The 20,883-nt window shown below is 48.0% G+C and carries 13 protein-coding genes; 7 read left to right on the top strand and 6 right to left on the bottom strand.

Annotation, left to right across the window (positions count from 1 at the left end):
• Positions 1–51 precede the first annotated feature (51 nt).
• A complete protein-coding gene (locus tag SGRA_RS04540) occupies positions 52–612 on the bottom strand; it encodes an RNA polymerase sigma factor (RefSeq protein WP_041329498.1) in 561 nt (186 codons plus the stop codon).
• 448 nt (positions 613–1,060) lie between these two features.
• On the opposite strand from SGRA_RS04540, the gene SGRA_RS04535 reads away from it, so the two are divergent.
• From SGRA_RS04535 to SGRA_RS04520, 3 genes are all read left to right on the top strand, one after another.
• Positions 1,061–2,311, top strand: a complete 1,251-nt coding sequence (locus SGRA_RS04535; protein ID WP_015691416.1) for a hypothetical protein — start codon at positions 1,061–1,063, stop codon at positions 2,309–2,311.
• A 309-nt stretch (positions 2,312–2,620) separates the two neighbouring features.
• Positions 2,621–3,265, top strand: coding sequence for a LysE family transporter (locus SGRA_RS04525; protein WP_015691414.1), 645 nt, complete (start codon positions 2,621–2,623; stop codon positions 3,263–3,265).
• A gap of 29 nt (positions 3,266–3,294) precedes the next feature.
• Positions 3,295–4,596, top strand: a complete 1,302-nt coding sequence (locus SGRA_RS04520) for a muramidase family protein (RefSeq protein ID WP_015691413.1) — start codon at positions 3,295–3,297, stop codon at positions 4,594–4,596.
• Positions 4,597–4,660: 64 nt separating this feature from the next.
• Here the strand turns inward: SGRA_RS04520 and SGRA_RS04515 are convergent, their stop codons facing one another.
• Together SGRA_RS04515 and SGRA_RS04510 are read right to left on the bottom strand one after the other, a co-directional pair.
• The gene (locus tag SGRA_RS04515) at positions 4,661–5,467 is read right to left on the bottom strand and encodes a class I SAM-dependent methyltransferase (protein WP_015691412.1); all 807 of its coding nucleotides are present in this window, start codon (positions 5,465–5,467) and stop codon (positions 4,661–4,663) included.
• Positions 5,468–5,652: 185 nt separating this feature from the next.
• A complete protein-coding gene (locus SGRA_RS04510) occupies positions 5,653–6,885 on the bottom strand; it encodes a DNA/RNA non-specific endonuclease (RefSeq protein WP_015691411.1) in 1,233 nt (410 codons plus the stop codon).
• A 698-nt stretch (positions 6,886–7,583) separates the two neighbouring features.
• On the opposite strand from SGRA_RS04510, the gene SGRA_RS04500 reads away from it, so the two are divergent.
• From SGRA_RS04500 to SGRA_RS04490, 3 genes are all read left to right on the top strand, one after another.
• Positions 7,584–10,754 (top strand): WGR domain-containing protein, encoded by a 3,171-nt coding sequence (locus SGRA_RS04500; RefSeq protein ID WP_015691409.1) that lies wholly within the window; start codon positions 7,584–7,586, stop codon positions 10,752–10,754.
• An 11-nt stretch (positions 10,755–10,765) separates the two neighbouring features.
• Positions 10,766–12,433, top strand: a complete 1,668-nt coding sequence (locus tag SGRA_RS04495; RefSeq protein ID WP_041329497.1) for an SWIM zinc finger family protein — start codon at positions 10,766–10,768, stop codon at positions 12,431–12,433.
• Between the two features lie 630 nt (positions 12,434–13,063).
• Complete coding sequence (locus SGRA_RS04490; protein WP_041329845.1) at positions 13,064–14,638, top strand: reverse transcriptase family protein; 1,575 nt, start codon at positions 13,064–13,066, stop codon at positions 14,636–14,638.
• A gap of 240 nt (positions 14,639–14,878) precedes the next feature.
• On the opposite strand, the gene SGRA_RS04485 is transcribed toward SGRA_RS04490, so the two are convergent.
• Genes SGRA_RS04485 through SGRA_RS04475 form a run of 3 tightly spaced genes read right to left on the bottom strand, consistent with a single transcriptional unit; the run spans position 14,879 to position 18,192 of the window.
• Positions 14,879–15,613: a hypothetical protein gene (locus tag SGRA_RS04485; RefSeq protein ID WP_015691406.1), complete on the bottom strand. Its 735-nt coding sequence runs from the start codon at positions 15,611–15,613 to the stop codon at positions 14,879–14,881.
• 8 nt (positions 15,614–15,621) lie between these two features.
• Positions 15,622–16,902: a hypothetical protein gene (locus SGRA_RS04480; protein WP_015691405.1), complete on the bottom strand. Its 1,281-nt coding sequence runs from the start codon at positions 16,900–16,902 to the stop codon at positions 15,622–15,624.
• A gap of 18 nt (positions 16,903–16,920) precedes the next feature.
• Positions 16,921–18,192, bottom strand: coding sequence for a hypothetical protein (locus SGRA_RS04475; RefSeq protein ID WP_015691404.1), 1,272 nt, complete (start codon positions 18,190–18,192; stop codon positions 16,921–16,923).
• A gap of 1,178 nt (positions 18,193–19,370) precedes the next feature.
• Between SGRA_RS04475 and SGRA_RS04470 the strand changes: the two genes are divergently transcribed.
• Complete coding sequence (locus SGRA_RS04470) at positions 19,371–20,819, top strand: aminoacyl-histidine dipeptidase (protein WP_015691403.1); 1,449 nt, start codon at positions 19,371–19,373, stop codon at positions 20,817–20,819.
• The last annotated feature ends 64 nt before the right edge of the window (positions 20,820–20,883 follow it).

Below are 20,883 nucleotides of genomic sequence, written 5' to 3'. Positions count from 1 at the left end.
AGCGATTTATTTTGGGTGGTTCATAATGTTTGTACAAAAAATAGGGCCAACTTAGCGGGCGGCTTCATAGCGCTTTTGTTGTTCGAGCAAGCTCCGAAGTTCTTTGCGCGCATTGGCCAAATGCCATTTGGAGGTCCCTACCGAAATGCCGAGCATTTCCGCAATTTCCTTGTGCTTATAGCCATCTACTACATAGAGGTTGAAGACGCTACGGCTAGCATTGGGGAGCCGATGAATCAAGCGGAAGAGGTCCTCGGCCTGCAGTTGTTGCAAGCTGCCGTTATGCACGGCCCCATCTCTCTCTATATTATAGTTAATGACTTGTTTGTATTTGGTATTTCGGCGAACGTGGTCGATAGCACTATTAAAGACAATCTTGGCAATCCAACCCGCAAGGTTGTTGCTGTCTTTGTACTTGTCCAAAGAGGTAAACACCTTGAGAAAGGAGGTGTTAAGAATATCTAGCGCCTCCTCTTGGTTTTTGGTATAACGCATAGCAATGCCATACATTCGTCCGTAGTACTTTTCGTACAAATGCTTTTGGGCCAATCGGTCGCCTTTGCGGCAGCCTTGGATGAGCTCTTTATCTGTACTTTTGTTAGAATATCTCATGCAATAAATTGCTTTTGGCAAGGTGATTTTTTGACCAAGATGCAAGAATTGCAGCTTTTGGTCATCTTAGGGGGGACTGAGAATGATTTTTTGCCCTATTTTAGAGGCCTTCTCATTAAGTGGTAGAGTTTGCGCTATAACGTTCTTTTTTAATAGAATCAAGAAGAGGGCCCCAAGGGGCCATTTTGTTTAAGAACGGAGGCTAGGCTCTAATGGTTGGTGAGAAAACACTTAAAACTGAGCTTTTTCTGTGGGGCCAGGCGCTTTTGGCCTAGCGATGTGCAGCAGTGGCCCGTAGGGCCAGACCAAAGCGCTGAAAGCGCTGCAGGGCCGAGCAGACCTGCGAGCTGCGGAACGTAGCGCCCGCCGCAGGCGGGAGGCCCCAAAAAAATAAAATAAACATTCTTTTGAAGCTCTTTCTCCAACGCCTATCTATATAAATTAGTCTATGCGCTTTCTATATTATCTTGTTTTTGGCCTCTTTTTTTGCAGTTTTTGGGCCTGTGATGCCCCGCTTTCGCTCAGTATTGCCGAGGCCAAGCAGCGGGCTCAAAAAGAGTTTCGCTTGAAAGATACTTTGGGCATTGGGATTAAGCAGGTGATGCAGGATAGTGAGCACCATTGGTTGGTGGCCTATAATAAGGTGCATAAATTGCCTGCGGTTTATTTGTTTCGGTCCGAAAATGCTCGGGAACATAGCCATCATATTTCCCTTAGGCATAAGCAAAAGGCCAAAATTACAGAACTGCATTTTGAGGATGTGACCTATGACGGCAATTTGGAGCTTTTGGTGTATTTGCATTATGATTTTGACCTCTCTTATCAGGGCAAGGAGCTGGTCATTTTTCGCTATCCCTTTGATACGCTTCGACAAGAAGAAATTTTTAGCTTCCCCCTACAACAACAGTGGGAACATGTAGATTCTTTTGACCAAAAATATGGCCTGCCCTTACACGAAAGGCGGATTGATTATTTGGTGACCCCAGAGTTTTTTGAGGGCAATATTTTGCTGCGTGGCACCATTGAGGGCCGACAGAATCACTTGCTCGAATTTAGCTGGGATAAGGGCATTGAGGAGTTTAAGAAGGTGCTAGATGAAGATGTGCATGAGGAGGAGGAAGAGGCCCATAAGGGCGGCGTTGTGGGCAAACTCAAGGGGGCAAAACGCCTGTTTGAGGTGGTGGCTCATGAGGAGGGTTGCAAGGCTTATATTATAGAGGATATAGCGGGGCATGTAATCAAAATGCCCAAAAACATTCATGATGCCCTGCTTTGTTCGCCCATCACTTCACTCTCCAATGATGGCCATTATTTGCTGTATATGGACCATCCCCACAACCAGTTTCGACTCTATGATTTTAATGCCGATAAACAACAGGTCCTTTTGCCTCAACTCTCTACCCTAGAGGGCTTGTCTACCGTGATTTGGCGCAAGAAAAATGGCCGACTGAGTTGCCTATTTGTGGCCGTAAATTTTGAGGAGTATAGCCAAAAAACGGCCCTTTATTTTTGCGAGGAACAAAAAGAGGGGCCCTGGCGCATCCAGGTTTTTGACCTGCCCATTTATTACGAATGCAACCATGAGGGCGAATGTGCCCCGCTCAAGGATTATCATTTTAAGCTGGGCCCCCGCAAGAATTTTCTCTATCGCCGCAGCAAAAATGATGATTGGCAGCTGTTCTCCTTAGATAAGAACTAGATGATTTTTTTGGGGCTGCCCCTTCGCTTCGCTCGGGTCGCTCCCTTTCGGGCTCGCAGTTCTGCTCGGCCCTGCGTTTTTTCGCTGCGCTCAAAAACTTGGTCTGGCCTTCGGCCCCCCTACAGGCAGCTCAGCCTGCGGCGGCTTTGCCGCCTGCTAGACGCAATTGGGCCAAAATCTGCTTTTTTAACAAACTTTTTTGATCCCTTTTTGCTAAAGAGGACAAAGGAAAGCTAAAAACAAGCCTACCTTTGCGGGCGGATACATCCCTTCCCCCTTTTTTTATCATCTATATTAAAGTAGTTAATAATGCTCACGCAAGCAATTCTGGAAGGTTTGGGCCTCGGCCTATTACTTAGCATCATGACCGGACCCATTTTCTTTACTATTCTACAAGTGAGTATAGAAAAAGGCAGTCGCTCAGGAATTGCCCTAGTGGCTGGCCAATGGATCAGCGATTTTATTTATATTGCTATTAGTAGCTATTTAGCAAAGTTCTTAATTTCTTGGACCAAAGAAAGTGAGTTAGGGCAAGACCTAGAGTTTTACCTGAGCTTAGGCGGCGGCGCTTTTCTTATTCTTTTAGGCCTGCTGCTGCTGTTTAGCCCCCAGTCCAAAGCCAAAACCAAGGAAGAACCCCTGAGCAATAAGCAAGCGGGACAGTATTTCCTACAAGGCTTTCTGATTAACAGCTTAACCCCTTTTCCACTCTTCTTTTGGTTCACAAGTATCGGGACGGCCTACAGCAGAGGCTACAGCCAAACAGATCTCGTCTTTTTTGGTGTGGCTATTATGCTCATGGTCATCCTAACCGACTTTTTAAAAGTTTTTCTGGCTAGCCGACTCCGCCAATTGCTAAATGAACTTTGGCTGAAGCGAATACGTTGGGTCGCTAGCTTTGGCCTAATTATTTCAGGTTTATTGTTTTGGCTTCGCCTGCTTTGGCTAAGCTAAAGTTCCCCATCACATACAAAATTAGCACTATGAAAAAACGTCTTTGGAAATCCTTTTTATTGGCTGCCGCCACCCTAGGCGCTAGCCTCGCCCAAGCCCAAACCTCTAGCGAAAATATTCTGCTTTTTGATGCCAATTGTATGCAGGAATATGAATATCAGGCTGTCGATAAATATACAGAATCGGCCTTTCATGATTTTATGTTGCAGGTTTCCCCAAAACAAAAGCTGGCCTTTAGGGTAAAAACCACTAACCTGAATGCCGAACTCTTAGAAGCTCTTCCCCAAAAGGCCCTAGGCTGTGCAGATTTAACTACTATCAATGGCCAGTTTATTCAAGAGGTCAATAGCCTGAAAAAATCAGTGAATATTGCCGTTTATAATGAACAAACTAAACGCTATCATATCCATCAGGTGAGCCAGATTGCTAGCTATACCGAAAATGATAAGCAACTGAGTTATAAGGACCGCCGACATAGCTTTGTCTATGCCGCCAACCAAATCAATAGCGGCGAAGATCTAGACGCTACCCCTGAAGGAAAGGTCCTTTTTGTAGATAATGACCAATTGGGCTGCCTCAAACAGCGACAGTTTCGCTCTTTTGACCGCCTGCAAGCCCGCCTTTCTGAAAACCTCTATTTTTTAGAGGGAATTGGGCTTTATCTGGTCCAACAAGCAAATGGTAGCCTCCAACTGAAAAGAATAGACAAAAAAACAATCCCCGAACATATTCGAGCCCTTTGCTACCAAAAAATGCAGGAGGAAAATGGCATTGCTAGCCGAGGAACTAAGTCAGCCAATGAGCAAAAGAAAAGAGCTGGGGTGACTTCTGTCGAAGAGCAAAAAGCTCGAAAGGGAGTTATGCATGGTGGCCTCCGCTCTCCTTTTGATGCAGAACCTATTCCAGCCGAAACAAAAAAACAAGCTGGCCCTGCCGAGAAGAAAACTAGCGAAAAAACGCCTGCTGTGGTCAATAATGACCCCAACTATTATATCGTGCAAGAGAATGATAATCTCTATAAGATTGCCGAGAAATATAATACCAGAGTAGATGTTCTCATGGGGCTCAATGGCCTGAACTCGACTACTATTGATAGAGGTCGCCGAATTAAGGTGGTGAATGATGGAAGTTATGTAGACCCCAACCCTTATATCCGCACCGATGAGAAATCAGGGAAGAAGTATAAGGTGCATGTGGTCCGACAAGGCGAAAATCTTTATGATATTGCCAAAAAGTACGGCCTGACAATGACGCAATTGGTCCAAATCAATAAGTTGCCTACAGAAAAGGCGAGTATTGACCAAGAGTTGATTGTGGGCTTAGCCAACTAAATCATTTTTGGCCCAATAGAAAAGGGGCAGTCGCCATTGGCGACTGCCCCTTTTTGCTTTTTCGCTAGGGCCGTTGGGCCCCCAAAGCAAACACCATAGGGATTTTATCCTCTAGGCCCTTGATTTGGTAGCCTTCGGGATGAGCTACAGTATTATTAAAGCAATTGTAAGGCGAAAACTTATATTCTTTGAGGTAACTGAGCTGCCAGCCTGCTCCTTCGGTTAAGGCGGCGGTCATTTCGGAAAGGCTGTGGTTCCAGCCATAAGATTTTCCTGAGATCTCGGCTTCTCGCTTGGCATAGCTGCCCTCTTCTTCGGTTTCAATAGCGCCTTGGTCAAAGTAGCTATATTGGATGTAGCTAAAGTTGTCATCAAACATCCAGACGATAGGGTGAAACTCGACCAGCATAAATTCTCCGCCTCTTTTGAGTAAGGGCCCTATTTCTTGGCCCCATTGCAGCAGATCGGGCAGCCAATAAACGACCCCATAAGAACAAAAGATGAGATCAAAGGGGGCTTCTTGGGCCAAAATCTCTTGAGCGTCTAGTACATTGCCTTGGTAAAAATGGGCATTGAGATTGAGCGCTTCGGCTAGGCTTTGGGCCTTGGCAATGGCGGTTTCGGAGAGGTCTAGGCCCACGACTTCTGCGCCCATGCGGGCCAAAGATAGACTATCTTGCCCAAAATGACATTGCAGATGCAAGACTCTTTTGCCCGATAAGTTGGCCTCCAATAAGGAGAGCTCTATAGACTGCAGACTCGTTTGCCCTTGCATAAAAGCATCTTGCTGATAAAACTCAGTTTCTGGATGCAAAGCCGCTCTTTGCTCCCAAACGGCCTTATTGGCCGCAAATTGTTCTTGGTAATTCATGCGATGGATTGATTTTTTGGATGGGACAGGCCCGAAGGGCCGCAGGCTGAGGGGCTGTAGCAGGGCCGCCGAAGGCGGCAGACCAAAGGCTTTTGAAGCGTAGCGAAAAAGCCTGCAGGGCCGAGCGAGTAGCGAGCTGCGCAATGGCCCGACCCGAGCCGATAGGCGAGGGGCAGCCCCAAATCCTACTTCTTATCTGGCATCTCCTCCATAAATTCCACCTTCTTTTCATGAGTGATATTCATGGTCGGGGTCCCTTTGTAATCTGTAATTTTCCCCTTTACACAAATCTGCTTGCCATAGAGTTCCGTCTCTGGCGAATAAGAAAAATGCTTGATGTCCTTGCCCCAGATGGTTACGGAAAAAATCTGGTTGGGAAATTTTGTGTCCAGATTGATAAAGACAGAGCCCGACTTGGTTTTCTTGGTGGATACCACTGTGCCGCAAACGCAGGCTTTTTGGTTCATAAAGACGGGGGCATCGGCGGTGCTGATACAATCCTTGGGCAATTCCTCATTGCTGAGGGGAGGAACATCGGCCAAGCGACCTTCCGTCGTTTTCTCCCAGCTAGAAGGGGCCTTCATGGCTTCTAGGCGTTTTTCTTCCTCTTCGGGCAAATTGCTAAAGAAATCCAAGCCCGTTTGGGCCTCCACCTCATCTACCGAGACGGCATAGCTGATTGTGGGGTTGTTGCAGCTGCCATTTTTCATGATAAAACCGATAGCCTTGGGCTGCTCGGCCTCTAGGTCCAGAACCACCTTGAAAAAGGCTTCGGGAATGCTTACTTTATTGGGGCCTTGGGTAATTTGGGGCAAGCCCTCTTTCAAAATAGGGCCAGTAATGACCAACATAGAGCGTTTGTGAGAAAAGACGGCTCCTCGGACCCATCGCTCCAAATCGGCCCAGCCCTCTCGGTTAAATTCGGGCAATTGGGGGCTCATGTTAGAGTAATAATAGGACTCACTAATGGCTGTTTTGGACCAGCGGAAATCCGCAGAAGGGGCCAAATGCCCACGGTCGTAACCACTATACCAGTAGTCGGCTTTTACCGCCGTTCCTGTACTGACTAGCTCATCTGCTCTAAAATCATTGGTTCGGCTCAGGTTGCCTTCCATCACGGCGGGCGGAATAATATGGGCCACCCAAGCGGCCTGTTCATGGGCCTCCGAATAGTTCAGAATCATGGCGGCATGCTCTACCAGTTCCCCTGCTACGCCATTTTTTGGCAAGCCCACTTTTTTCAAATCAGCTCGAATCTTTTGTAGGCGGACGTTTTCAATTTGCTCAATAAGGGCGGCTTTTTGTTCGTCTAGGCTTTGCTTTTGAGCTTCTAGTTTTTGCAGTTCTTGACCAAGGTCTTGGCTCCAAAGACAAGCCGGTAGGGCCAGAATAAAGGCCCATGAAATAAGTTGGCGCATAAGCGATGGTTTGTTTTGCTGAATGAGCTCCTAAGATACAGAATCGTCCAAGGGATGCGGGCATTCTGTTATGATTTAAAGGAAAGTTTATTTTGATTTTTATGTTTTTGGGGCCCGCGGCCGCCCCAAAAAGGGCGGGCGGCCGCCGCTATGCTGCGGGGCTCGCTGCTCGCTCGGCCCTGCGCAGGCTTCGCCTGCTTCGGTCTGGCCTTCGGCCACCCGCTCCGCAGCGCTGGGCCCTCAGCGGCCCTGCGGGCCTTCGCAGAAAAGCGGTATTCGTCGCTGCGCTCCTCATTCGTTTTCACGACCCCGCCCACCCGCCCCTCCTCGGGATTCCCTAAGGAATCCCTCAGGGGTGCTGTTGGCGGTTTTTTTAGAGAGAAATAACCGTCTAGGGCGCTGCTGCAGCTTACAAACAGCTCTGGGGAATCCCCGGAGCTAATCTGCAACTGCAAAACTCCTCCGGGCGTATCTAAAATGCCCTATCTTTTTTTTCTGGACCGACCCTACTACAGTTTAACTATAGGCGCTTAGAAGCGAAATATAGCAGCCTTTCGATTTTTTACCTTTCTTTCTCTCAGCAGTAAGAAAAAATCCCCTTTTTTTGCTTAAAAAACTCGCTAATGTCATCAAAAAGCGATAATATGAGCTACAAATTAAGACCAAGGCCCTAAAAAGCCCATTTTATCCTTTTGCCGATGAAGCTAATAGAACAAAAGCGCCTGCATTTTAAGCAGGGCAATTCTGATAAAGTATATGAAGTAGACCTTTGCGAATTGGAAGCAGGGGCCTTTCTAGTTAATTTCCGTTATGGGAAAACGGGCGGCCCCTTAAGAGAGGGCAGCAAAACGCCCACGCCTGTAGATGAAACCAAGGCCCGCAGTCTGTACAATAAATTGCTACAGGATAAAATGAAAAAGGGCTATTTGGATGTATCTGAAAAGAGCCAGGCCAAGCAAGTGGCGGCTATTCAGCCCCCAGATAAATCCCTAGAAGGAGCAGAAGCTCAGGCGGCCTGGATCCTATACCATTTACAGCTCGCTCAACTAGATCCAGCGGCCCAAAAGGCCCGCAACTGGAAGCTGTCTAGGGTCGCTTGGCGTGCCGCTAGTCTTAACATCAAAGCGGCTGGACCCTATTGCTGGGCCCTTTTTGAGCAAAACCATAGAGGCAAATCTATAGACGATATGGAGCTCTATAGCCTACTTTGGGCTACGGCTCAACTCGATACCGCAGTAGAGGACCCCAGCAACTTATTAACTTTTTGGCGAAGCAAGAAAAAAGCGCCTACGGCTAAAAAACTAGCGCCCTTTGTCTATTGGGAACTAGCCGATGCCGCTGGGCAACAGGCTTTGCTCGAAGAGGAGCTGCCCAAACTCCCTGAACTCTGGCAAAAGGCCTTGGACCGTAAAGATAATGATGCTTTGGCCTATCAGCTACGCAAGGCCAAAGGAGATAAAAGTATGGAGCAAGCATTTGCTATGCTTTATTTATTGTCTCCTGCTATGCCTTATTGTCGCAAGACATTAGTAGAGGTCATTTGCGAAATGGAGTTCCGACCCAATAGCTTCCGTTTGCTGCGTCGCCTCTTCAAAATGGCGACCTTTCGCAAGGATGCACAGTTTTGGGGGGCCTTGGCCTACCGCTTTGAAAAAGCGAGCCCACAGTATAGAATGCCCCGCCGAAATAATCAATATGTTTGGGTTAGCTATAACCGTATGCGGCCCAAAGATGAGTTGAAAAAAGAAAATAGCCGTCTAGCCTTCTCCAATTTGACCAAGGACTACTTTAGCGATTATATGCGTAAAGAGTTGGACCAATTGGGACAAAAGGGAAATATCGCTTATGTCGCTATGGCCACAAGTCTCCTCCTTCAATATGATGATAGCCGAGATGGCCGCACAGATCGCCGAGAAAAGAACTGGCGATTTGATAATAAGAAACAGCGCTGGATCGCCAGCGTATATCATTATCCTAGCTACTCTAAGGAGCTGATCTTTAACGAGGTTCTTTATGCGAATAGTCAGCGATATGTATATTCTCCCATGAAACAAGAATGGGTTTATGGTAAGCATTACGATCCAGATATGCCCTTGCCAGCCCCCCTTTCAGAAACTAAATATGCCGACCTTTGGCGGCAGGAGCCCAAGGCCTTTTTGCACCTAATGGCCGAGGCCAAAAGCCAAAAGGTCCTAGAGTTTGCCCATACGGCATTTATGGCCCATCCCGAGGCCAAGAGCTTGCAAAAGCGACTGGGCTTGTCTTACTGGAAGCAGCTACTGAGCCGTCCATATCAGCCACTACAAACTTGGGCCCTGCAAGAAATTGTGGCCAATTATGAAAAATCAGGCAAGCCTACGGCTATCCTGCTTTACCTTTTGGACCATGATTATGCAAAGGCTAGAGAGCAGGCTTTGGCTTGGCTAGAAGCTGATTTCTTTGACTACTTTGCCGATCTAGATTTGGTCTATAGCCTTTTATTGCACCAACGCAAAGATTTGAGAAATTGGGCACAAGAGGCCTTAGGACGTATCGTGGAGGTTTATGAAGCCGCCAAGCGTCAAGCACTCTTGGGCCGTTTGCTGGGCTTCTTGCTCCGCTCGGGCCAAGATCAACAGATGCTAATGACAGAGGTAGAGTCCTTACTGAAGAGCTACTTTGTCGAGGAAACCCAACAACTCAGCCTAGATTTAATCGGGAAGTTTTTACGCCTGCCTTTGGCTCAGCAACAAGCCTTTGGTTTGCATTTGCTTAAAGGGCATGCGGCAGAAGCTACACAAATTCCCTTTGAAGATATTCAATACCTCTTTGGCAAAACAGCCGATTATTGGCGCTATGGCTTAGAACTTCTCCGTCACTCTTCAGAGCAAAAGCTCTTGCAGGAAGGCGACTTCCTTCTGGGCCTTTTAGAGCATCCTGAAGAGGATGTGCGCTTGGCCAGCCGTGAAGTTTTGGCCCCACTCTATGCCCAAAACCAAGCTTTTGCGGTGACGCAAATGCAAGCGCTCTTGCGTAAACTGATCCGCAAAGAAAAAATTGAGGGCTTGCACGCGCTCTTTGCCGATATCTTAACTAGCGAACTAGAGGGCCATTTGGCGGAGGTAGACCGGAAGTTTATTTTCCGCCTGCTCAATGCAAAATATGCTCCCGCACAAGAGTTGGCTGCCGTCTTAATTGATCGCTATATCCCTTATGACTCTTTGTCGGTGGCCAATACGGTTCGTCTGGCCAATCATGAAATTGTGGCCGTTCGCGAGCTCGCTTGGAAAATGTTTAAGGAACAAAAAGATCGTATGCGCTACGAAAGAGAAGAGGCTTTGCGTCTACTAGATGTAGATTGGGCCGATTCTCGACAATTTGCCTTTGATTTCTTTGGCCAAAGCTATACCGCTGATGATTGGAACCCTAGTTTGATGGTGGGCATCTGCGATTCGGTTCGCCAAGATGTACAGCAGTTTGGTCGCCAACTCATTACTCGCTTCTTTGAGGAAGAGGATGGCCCCATGTACTTGGAGCAATTGAGTCAGCACCCCCGTCCAGAACTACAACTGTATGCAACTAATTATTTGGAGCGCTTTGGGGCTGGACATCCCGAGCGGATTCTATCGCTACGCGATTATTTTTATACCGTTTTGGCCCAAGTGAACAAGGGCCGAATGGCCAAGGATCGCATCTGGAGCTTTTTGACCAAAGAGGCCAAAGCTTCTTTTGAAGTAGCGCAATTCCTCTCTGATTTAGCCACTTTTATCTCGGCCACTGCAGCGATTGGCGATAAGGAGCAGGCCGTTATTGTACTACGTGATTTGCAGGACCAATACCCCTTGCTCGAACAGCCTATTGCGATTCATGATTATCCCACTCAATCTTAGTCTAGCTCAATATGTTATTTAATTATAAGTATGGAGGAACTTCCTCTGTGAAGAATAAAGCTGGGCAAACGGCCATGTCCTTTGCCCCCGATAGTTTGCGCGAGCCTACTTTTTTTGTGGGCCAATTGCATAAGAAAATTGCCTTTAGAGAAGCCATCTCTGCCTTGAATGCCGTAGTGGTTTCTGATCTTCGCTTCAAACCTCGTGATAAATCTGCCTATTTGGCCTGGGCCAAGGAGCAGGAAGAGGTCTGGCTGGCCCAATACCTTGGCGAAATTGCTGGAGATGAGGCCAATATTAAACAACGTATCGAAGATATTTCGGTAGAATTGGCTGGGGTAGAAGAGCAGGAACGAGGCGTAATGCAGCATTTCTACAAAAAACAAAGAGAGTATTTTAATTACCTCTATAAAAAGGATTTTGATGCCTGGATCGTCCTGGATCCCGTTATCACTACTCATCCCGATAGCATTTTCTTTGAGTGCTTTAGCCAAGATGAATCTACCTATGGTAAGCTCAGCTGTGGCTATAATGTCTTTAAGAATATTGATGAGTTTTCTTGCGGAACAACCAATATTGATTACTCCGCAGCCCTTTATAATGAGTTTCAAAAGATTCGGAATTATAAGGAAACCGATTTTCGGGTAGATCCTTCTGGCTTCGAAATCCAAACGGAGGACCAAGATTTATATAAGGAGGTCAAAATTGACCTACCCGAAAGCTGGGTCCGCGGCTTCCTTCAAGTGAGCTCTGCCATGACGATGCCGCTCATTCGCTTTGACCTGCATCCCATGGATATTCATAGCATCTGCCAGCTTTTGCGCCGCTTTAAGGAAACACATGGCCCCCGCTCTTTGCGCTTTCAACTTCGCCCTGGGCAGCCCGTTAAGGTGGTGGTAGAACCTTGGAATAAAGAAATTATCTGCCGCCGCTCTATTTATCATGGGCCAAAAGCAGAGGAGGTCCGCATTTGGGGCCGCCGCCGCTTACTCATTTTAGAGCGCCTGATTCCACAAGCCAAAAAATTTACAGTCAGCTTCCTCGGTTCTGGTTTGCCTTCTTTCTATGAGGCCCAACTAGAGGGAGATATGGTCTTTACTTTGGGCCTTTCTGGCTGGACCGATAACGATTGGTCCAGAGCTGGTAACTTTGATTTGCTCGCCCCTCGCTTAGAGGTAGATGATTGGACCAAACAAACCGTTTTTGATGCCCTCAAAAGCACTTATTTCGAGTCGGTAGATAGCCTAGCAGAACGCCTAGAGTTAGGCAGAGATATCGTCAGCGCTTCCTTGCAAGCTTACACCCAAGCGGGCCGAGTGATTTTTGATCCTACCTTGGGCGTGTATCGCCTGCGGGAATTGCATCGCGAACCACTCGATATGAAGTTGCTCCGCTTTGCCTCGCCACAAGAAGAAAAAGCCAACAAGATTTTGGACCAAAACCGCCTCAGCAATTTATCGGCAGAGTCGCAGCAAAATGGCCAAACTCGACTATCGGCACAGATCAAAGGACAACAGCGCAATTACCAATGCCAACTCCTCATCGATGCCGATGACCGCATGGTTCAAGCCGAATGCAATTGCAATCATTTTCAGATGAATAAATTGCGCAAAGGCCCCTGCGAACATATTCTAGCCACCCGTATGGCTCACAATCGCAAAACTGGAAAACTGATCTAGCGATTTTTTTGGGGCCTCCTGCCTTCGGCAGGCGCTACGTTTCAGGGCTCGCTATTCGCTCGGCCCTGCGGCCTGATGGCCTTGGTCTGCGGCTTCGCCGCCCCCTTACACATCGCTAGGCCTGCGGCGGCTTCGCCGCCTGTTTACCGTAAAAAGGACCAAAGCTTCACTATTTTGATAATTTTTTGAAAAAATTTAAATAAAAACTTGACAAGCTGCTAAAGAATATCTATCATTGTAACAGACAAATGGGGATGACAAGCATCTCTATATAGATATTGAAAAGAAGGATCAAGAGAAGACAAAGTCTTGCAAAAAGAGCGCTGTTTCGGCGTTCAAGCGATATTACTCTTCACTGTTCACTAAGGAAGAATCTTTATGATGCGAACCGTGGTAGGTGCCCCTACTTGTTCCCCTACGCGGTTTCGAGTCGTAGACTCTGTAGGGGAACAAGTAGGGGCACCTACCACGGTTCGCTGGAGTTGATTCTCTTAGTTCTAAGATTGTACGAAGTAAATCTTCTCTCCTTCTTTTTTTCTTTTGCAGCTACTTTCAATTTTGGACCAGCTAGGCTTCGGCCTTAGCTCTCCCAAATTGAAAGTAGTTTTTTTTTGTCTCAATCTGCTCCCTATGTCTGATCATCGAATGACCCGCCAACAGATTTATGACCGTATCCGCCAAACTTCTAAAGAGGAATATATCTTAGAAGAAATGAAACGCCTCGGCTTTTGGGATACCACTGAAGAGGCTCCAAAAATCTCTGAGGAGCTTATCCAAAAGAAGGGCGCTCTCCGAAGAGAGCTGCGTGAGCTGATGGAGAAGCAACGCATGTTCCGAGATAAGGAGCGTATGCTGGCCGAAATGCGTAAAAAACGCATGGCGGATGCCTTGGCTCGCCGAGAGGAGACCAAGGAGCGCCGTAAGGCAGAGAAAGAAGCCCGCGCTAAGGCTTGGCAAGAAAAGAAAGAACGGAGTATTGTCTTTTTAGGTAAAGACTATTCTGCTGGCTTGAGTGAAGAAGAAGCTGACCTAGCAAAATTAGCGGCTTTAAATCTGCCTGCATTTAAAGATATTAAAGAGCTGGCAGAGGCTATGGATATTTCTGTAGGCCGTTTGCGCTATCTTTGTTTTCAGCGGAAGCTCTCTACGGTATCGCATTATGAGCGCTTTTATTTGGCCAAGAAAACAGGAGGAAAACGCCTGATTTCGGCCCCTCGTCCTATGCTTAAAAATGCCCAATACTGGCTCTTAGAGAATGTACTTGCTCGCTTAGAGATGCATGAAGCGGCTCATGGCTTTGTGCCAGAGCGCTCTATTGTGAGTAATGCTAAACTGCATGAGAAAAAAGAGCTGGTCATCAATATGGACCTCAAAGACTTTTTTCCTACCGTAACCTATCCTCGAGTGAAGGGGATGTTTAAGGGCTTGGGCTATTCTGAGCAGCAGTCCATTATCTTTGCCTTATTGACGACAGAACCAGAGGTGGACCAAGTAGAAATTGACGGGCAGTTGTATTATGCCCAAAAGGGAGAGCGCTATTTGCCACAGGGCGCACCTACTAGTCCAGCGATTACCAACTGGCTTTGCCGCCGCATGGACCGCCGTTTTGAGGGGGTAGCCAAAAAGTTAGGTTGGACCTATAGCCGCTATGCCGATGACCTGAGTTTTTCGGCTAATGATACGAGCAATATTAGCCGTATCATTTGGCAGGCCCAGCAGATTATTCAAGATGAAGGCTTTGTGATTCACCCCAAAAAGCTCAAAATTATGCGCAAGGGCCGCCGCCAAGAGGTAACGGGCCTTACGGTAAATGAGCAAGTGGCTGTAGACCGCAAAACATTGAAGAAATTTAGAGCTTGTTTGCATACCATAGAAACTAAAGGTTATCAAGCCGCAGAATGGGGCCAAGGATTTATTTTGGCCAGCATTAAGGGCTTTGCGAACTATGTTCGTATGGTACAGGCCGAGAAGGGCCAAGCGCTCTGTGAGCAAGTAGATCGCATTTTGGCCAAGGAAGAAAACAAGCAAGCCTGGAAGGCCTATTTTGCCAATCCTAGCCGCAAAAAATATGCTTATGAGGCCCAAAAACAACAAGCCACAATAGAAGCAAATGCCGTAGATTTTGGCAGCTCTGGTTTGGCAGAAAGCTTAACCCCTGTAGATCCTCAGCAAAAGGATGAGGAGCAATGGTGGAGCCTTTGGTAAATTAGCCGAGGCAAAAAGGAAGCCCCCGCAGTCAGAGACTGCGGGGGCTTTTTGTTGGTCCAAAAGTACAGCTTGTTTAGGGCGCTAGAGGACGACCGAAGGGAGGACTGGCCTAGCGATGTGTAGCAGTGGCCGAAGGCCAGACCGAGGCGCTTTGCGCCGAAGGGCCGAGCAGACCTGCGAGCTGCGAAACGTAGCGCCTGCCGTAGGCAGGAGGCCCCAAAACAGCAGAGCTCCCCTCTACATCTGTTCGGCAGCAGTGGCAAACAAATAATTAAAGGCGATCATTTGGCCCATAAAGCCAGAGGCATAGCCGCCATAAACCTCCTTGGTTTTATGGGCGCCGAGGAGCAGACGGGCCGTACCCACCAGACCAGCCAGTAAAACCACCCAAACTAACAAGTAGCCCTGGCCATCATAGCTTCTGCTCACGGCAAGTAGGGTCATGGCCACTAGGCCGCCCATGCCCGTAGTATGCACACTAATTTTGCTAAATAGATTGAAGAAAAAAGAGATGAACAGCGCAATGGTACTGCCTAGGGCAAAGGCCGTTAGTTCTAGAGGGACGCCGGGATTATTTTTAAAATTGACAAAAATGACCATATATAAAAGGCCCACCACGATATAGGGCCCAATGCGTTCCATGCGGCCAGGCATCTGTAGAGAAGAGACAAAATTGAGGGCTCGCATCATGAGGACCGTGAGCAGAGGGACCGCAAAAGAGAAAATGGCCAGCCAAATAAAGAGCATACTATTGACCTTATTCTCGAAAACGGCGGCAAAGCTACTCACCCGAAACAAAAAGGGATTGCAATAGGCCAAAAGGACAAAGGCGTAGAGCAAAATCAGAAAAGGGTGGAAGACCACTGAAAGAGCCTGGGCCAAAAGGACCAAAAGCGCAGGTTGCTGAGCCTGCATATATTCTGCTTGAAGGACCTCCTGTTCGAGTTCTATATCTTCATTTTTCATACTCATGAGCTAAATTATTTTTTACGGAAGGGTTTGACAATGCTGGCTAGAGCCAACCAGGCCGCCAAAAAGATAGACAATCGCCCAGGCAAATCGCCATATTGGGCAAAAAATGTAGGGCTCCATATTTTAGGGCTGCAGGTTTGGCCATCTTCTAGGGCTTGGTAGTCGCCATTTGCCGAAAAATGATGAGCTTTCTTTTTTTGGACCAAAATAATATCACTGCCACTCTCTTGGGCACGGGCCCTAGCCGAGCGGTATAAAATCGGCGATAAACTGCTGTCTGGACTAAAGGCAATAACGGTTTGTGCTCCTTTTTGCAGGCCCTCTCGGATAGGGGCCGTACGTTTTAGGCTATGGGCATTGAGCAGGAGTAGGCGAGAGCCCTGCCAATCGATAAACTGAAAAAAGCGCTGCTCTACCCCCAAAATGGTCCGAACAGAAAAGGCTTGGCTACTCAGTGGCTGCCGCTCTCCTTTTTGCCAAAACCGAAGGCTACCCAAACTATCTTGCCCGGCCAAATAGGCCCAATCATTTAAAGGCTTTTCTTGGGCATAAAGGGCATTTTCTGGAATCTCTTCTTTGGGGGCTTGGCCTAGCAGCAAGCGGCCTTTTTGGCTTTTGTAGCTAGACTGATAAACAAAACTGCCCGAATCTCCCTTTTGTACTGCCCCCATCAACAAACTGAGGATAAAGGGAAGGAGGACCAAAGGAATGCCGGCCCAAATAGCGCCTTTTCTACTTTTGGCTTGGGCTGGAAAGAGAAAGCGGAACCACTGAATATTCAGGCTGAGGATCCATAAACTAGCGCCCCCGGTACCCACAAGCGTTAAGGCCTGCCAACTATTTCCAAAAAGCAGGGGCAAGCTTCCTAGCTGCCAACCGGCCCAATGTCCACTAAACTGCCCTTGCATCCACTCCAGCGCCAAATAGCTACTCACAAAAGCCCAATAGCCCAATTTGGCATTGTGCCGATGATGAATCAGCCAAAGCATAGCCCAGGGAATACTAAACAACAGACTGACAAAGGCCCAAGAAAACAGCCCCATAGGCAGGCTTACCGTCTCTATGGCCTGAGGGGCCAAGAGGCCATAGGCAAGTAGGTTGCTTAAGATACTAAAGCCTACAAAAGGCCAAAAGCTCTGCCTTCTACTAAGCCAAAGCAAAGGAATAAAGGCAAAGAAAGCCGTCAATACAATACTATATGTCGAAAGGCTAAAGGCCAGCAGTAATCCACTGCCCAAACTAGCCGCTAAGGCCCAAATAAGAGGGGCTTTTGCTTGCTGCGTCTCCAATAATCTCGATTTTGTTCGCTAAAAACCATAAAACAACTGAAATCGCTGGCAGTTGTCGGCATTTTCAATAGACAGCTCATAATGACCCGCTGCCTGTCCGGGCAAAGTTAATTGATATGTGGGTAAATCCAGATAGATTTCTTGGCTTTGAACGACTTTACCGCCCCTTTTCCATTTTATTTTCAGCCATTCTCCCTTTAAGGCCGATAAATAGAGCCGTAAATCTTCTTGGGCCGATAAAATATTGGGACCTAATTGGACCTTAGGGCAGGCTGGGCCCAAGCAAATTTCTTGTAAATAGCGCTTATGCCCCCAGGGATTAACCGCTAGTAGGCGGTAGCTCGTTGATTTCCCCCTTTTTCGACTATCATCTAGGGCATGAAAGCCTGCCTGATGGGGGGGATTATAGGCGTTAAGGCTGCCGACAATCAGCCAGGAGCTGTTGCTTCCCTCCTTACGTTCTAGCTCAAAGTGGTCAATTTTTGGACTAGGGTGCTGCCACCAGCTAATTCGGCCTCCTCGCAGGCCTTTACCCCAATACAAACGGCTGGCCGTTGGCGGAAGAAAGCTTTTAAGCTTAGGGCCATTGAGACTAAGGACTTCGGCCTTGGGTTGTATGCCCTGAACGGGCCCCAATTTATAGGCTTCATAATTGGCCATATTGAGGAGGTAGAGCTCTTGGGCCCCTACACTAAAGTATAAAAAATGCTCTGCATCTATGGGCCAAAGTTGTCCCTCGGCCTGGCTTTGCCCCCGAGCAAAATTCCTAAACCAGGTTTTTTTGGGCCGTTCAATCACACCACTCTCTGGCTCAAAAAAGATGGGCGCCCCACTAGATTGCATGGCCCAAAAACGGCCCTGATTGGGCAGATAGCTCCAGTTGGATAGCAGCAGTGGTAGTCCTCTTTTGACTACAGTTGGCTGGGCCTCAGTTTCTAGCTCTAGACGGTAGAGTAGGGCCCCAGATTGAAAATACAGCTGCCCCTTATAGAGGAAACTCCTTTGAATGAGGGCCGGAAGGCCTTCAATTTGGCCTAGGTTTTCCCAGTAATCTCGACTTCTATTATAGTGCAATAGTTCATTGGCCAAACTAATGGCCCAAATGTCTTCCCCCTGGCCCGTTACTGTTTTTAAAGTAGTTGGTAGTTCTAAAAATGGTCTCCAGCCCCAGTCTCCATTGGCTAAAGGGACCAGTTGTTCTAGCTGTTGATCGACCAAACGCAAGGGCTGCTGAGCAAAAAGAATAAAGGGAAAACAAAGCAAAATAAGAAAGCGGATAAGCTGTGGCATATGACTGATTTTTGCCCAAGGTCTGCTTTTTATCTTAGAAATAAAAGAAGGGGGCTTTTAGCTAGATCTTACTAATTAGACTGTAATTGGAGTCTGTTTAAAATTTTGTGTTTCTCCTTTTTGCTGCCTAGGGACAAGCCCCTAGGCTAGCTTTTTCAGACAGCCCTCTAAAGAGGGCCTTTGGATAAGGTTTTTCTCTGCGATAACAACTGAACAAGGCCTTGTATATCAACAGTTGAGGCCCTCGAAGAGGGCTGACTCCATTGGATTAGCCTAGGGGCTTGTCCCTGGGCGACTATTGGCTAAATCCCAACAAGCTAAAGGCCCAAATTTTATTCTAATACACAAAATCCTGAAGAGCCCCATAATTGGCCATTTGGATTACTCTACCCCCTCAGTAGCACTTTCATAGGTCCTCCGTTGATGTTGCCTAGGTCCTCCGCAGGACCTAGGCAAGTCCTCGCTTCCATTTTACTACCTCCTCGAATGGACTTAGGCAAGTCCTCAATTGCTATAGACTAAATGGTCTTTAGGGCTTGCCCAAGCCCTCTTTTGATTGGCCCCTAGTCCTCGCTAGGACTTGTTTAGGTCCTCTTTAGGGCTTCTTTAACTAAAGTTCTGGGGGGGCATGAATCCCTCTGAGGACTAAGAACGACCCTCTGAAGGATCAGGGGAAGTCCTGTAGAGGGGGAGAGCACCCCCTCGGTATGGCTAGGTGCCCCCCTTGAGAGGGCTAGCGTACCCCATCAGGAGGGCTAAGGCAAACCCCTGGGAGGGCTAGAGTGCCCCATCAGTAGTACTAGTTGCTCCCCTTGAGAGGGCTAGCGTATCCCCTCGGGAGGGCTAGTTAAACCCCTTGAGAGGGGGAGAGCACCCCTCGAGAGGGCTAAGGTAACCCCTCGAGATGGGTAGAGTAACCCCTCGGTAGGGCTAGCTGAACCTCTTGAGAGGGGTAGAGCACCCCCTCGGTATGGCTAGTTGAACCCCTCGGGAGGACTACGACAAGCCCTCGGTATGGCTAGCTGAACCCCTTGAAAGGGGTAGAGTAAGCCCTCCTAAGGATTACGGTAAGCCCTTCGTCGAAATAAAAGGCAAAAGCCAGATAGAAATAGGGCTTATCCCTTGGCATTATCTAAATTTTCCTTAGCTTTTTGGCCTAACAAATATACTATATAATCATGAGTCAGAAAGTAGCAGAATTGGCCCCAAAAGCATTATGGGAGGCCTTTAGTCAGCTAAATGCGGTGCCTCGGCCCTCTAAAAAAGAGGAGGCGGTATGTGCATTTATGCGTGAATATGTATCCAAATTGGGATTAGTGGCCGAGGAGGATGAAGTTGGGAATATTTTGGTCCGAAAGCCAGCCACAGCAGGTCTAGAGGACCGTCCCACTATTCTTTTACAGAGCCATTTGGACATGGTGCATCAGAAGAATGCGGATACCGATTTTGATTTTTCGAGCCAGGGTATCGAGATGTATGTAGAGGGGGATTGGGTAAAGGCCAAGGGCACCACCTTGGGGGCAGATAATGGCATTGGCGTGGCGGCTATTATGGCCCTATTGGCCAGTACGGATATTCCGCATCCGCCTTTGGAGGCCCTATTTACCATAGATGAAGAGACGGGGATGACGGGTGCTTTGGGCTTGGGCCCCAACTGGTTAAAGTCAGATTACTTGCTCAATCTGGACACAGAAGACGACAAAGAATTGACTATTGGTTGTGCTGGTGGGGTAGATATCTCGGTAGCGGGCAGCTATACGCCTATGGCCTTAGGGGCAGAAGAAGATTTGGCCTTAAAAATCAGTTTGAAAGGCTTGAGTGGTGGACATTCGGGTATGGATATTATTAAGGGTTTGGGCAATGCCAACCTATTATTGGCCCGTGTTCTTCGGGCGCTTTCTCCCTTGTCTTTGGCCCAATTTGATGGGGGAGGATTGCGCAATGCGATTCCCCGAGAGGCCTGGGCTATTGTGGTTTTGCCCAAGGCAGAAGCGGCCCAATGCAAAGAACAACTAGCAGCTTTGGAGGCCGAGCTCAAGGCGGAATATGCCAGCACTGACCCCGGCCTTAGCTTCACTGCAGAGGAGGTAGCTCTACCGGCCATCAAGTTGGGAGAAGCGGAGCAAAAAGCCCTATTATCGGCGGTATTGGCTACGCCCAACGGCATCTTCAGAATGAGTCCCGAGATAGAGGGCTTGGTCCAAACCTCTAATAACTTGGCGCGTTTGCTGGTCAAAAATGGGGAATACAGTGTGCTTTGCCTTTGTCGGAGCTCCGTAGACACGGAGAAATGGGCTTTGGCCGAGAGCATTCAGGGATTGTATGAACTATTGGGGGCCGACACGCAGTTGTCGGGCAGTTATCCGGGTTGGGAGCCTTTGCCGGCTTCTAGTTTGGTGGACCAAATGCGTCAGCTTTTCCTTGATCGTTTTGAGGAGGAGCCCGATGTAAATGCCTGTCATGCGGGTTTGGAGTGTGGTATTTTGGGCCGTCATTATCCGGAGATGCAGATGATTTCTTTTGGGCCCAACATTCGGGGGGCGCATTCTCCTGATGAGCGGGTACAGATCAGTTCGGTACAGAAATTCTGGGCTTATTTGCTAGATGCTTTAGGGCAGTTGAAGTAGGATTTTTTGGGGCCTGCCGCCTTTGGCGGCCGGGCCCTTTCAGGGCTCGCAGGTCTGCTCGGCC

It is taken from the genome of Saprospira grandis str. Lewin, from assembly GCF_000250635.1.
Classification (GTDB): Bacteria; Bacteroidota; Bacteroidia; order Chitinophagales; family Saprospiraceae; genus Saprospira; species Saprospira grandis.
The sequence above is the reverse complement of the archived record's forward strand: the minus strand, read 5'-3'. Positions and strand labels throughout refer to the sequence as shown.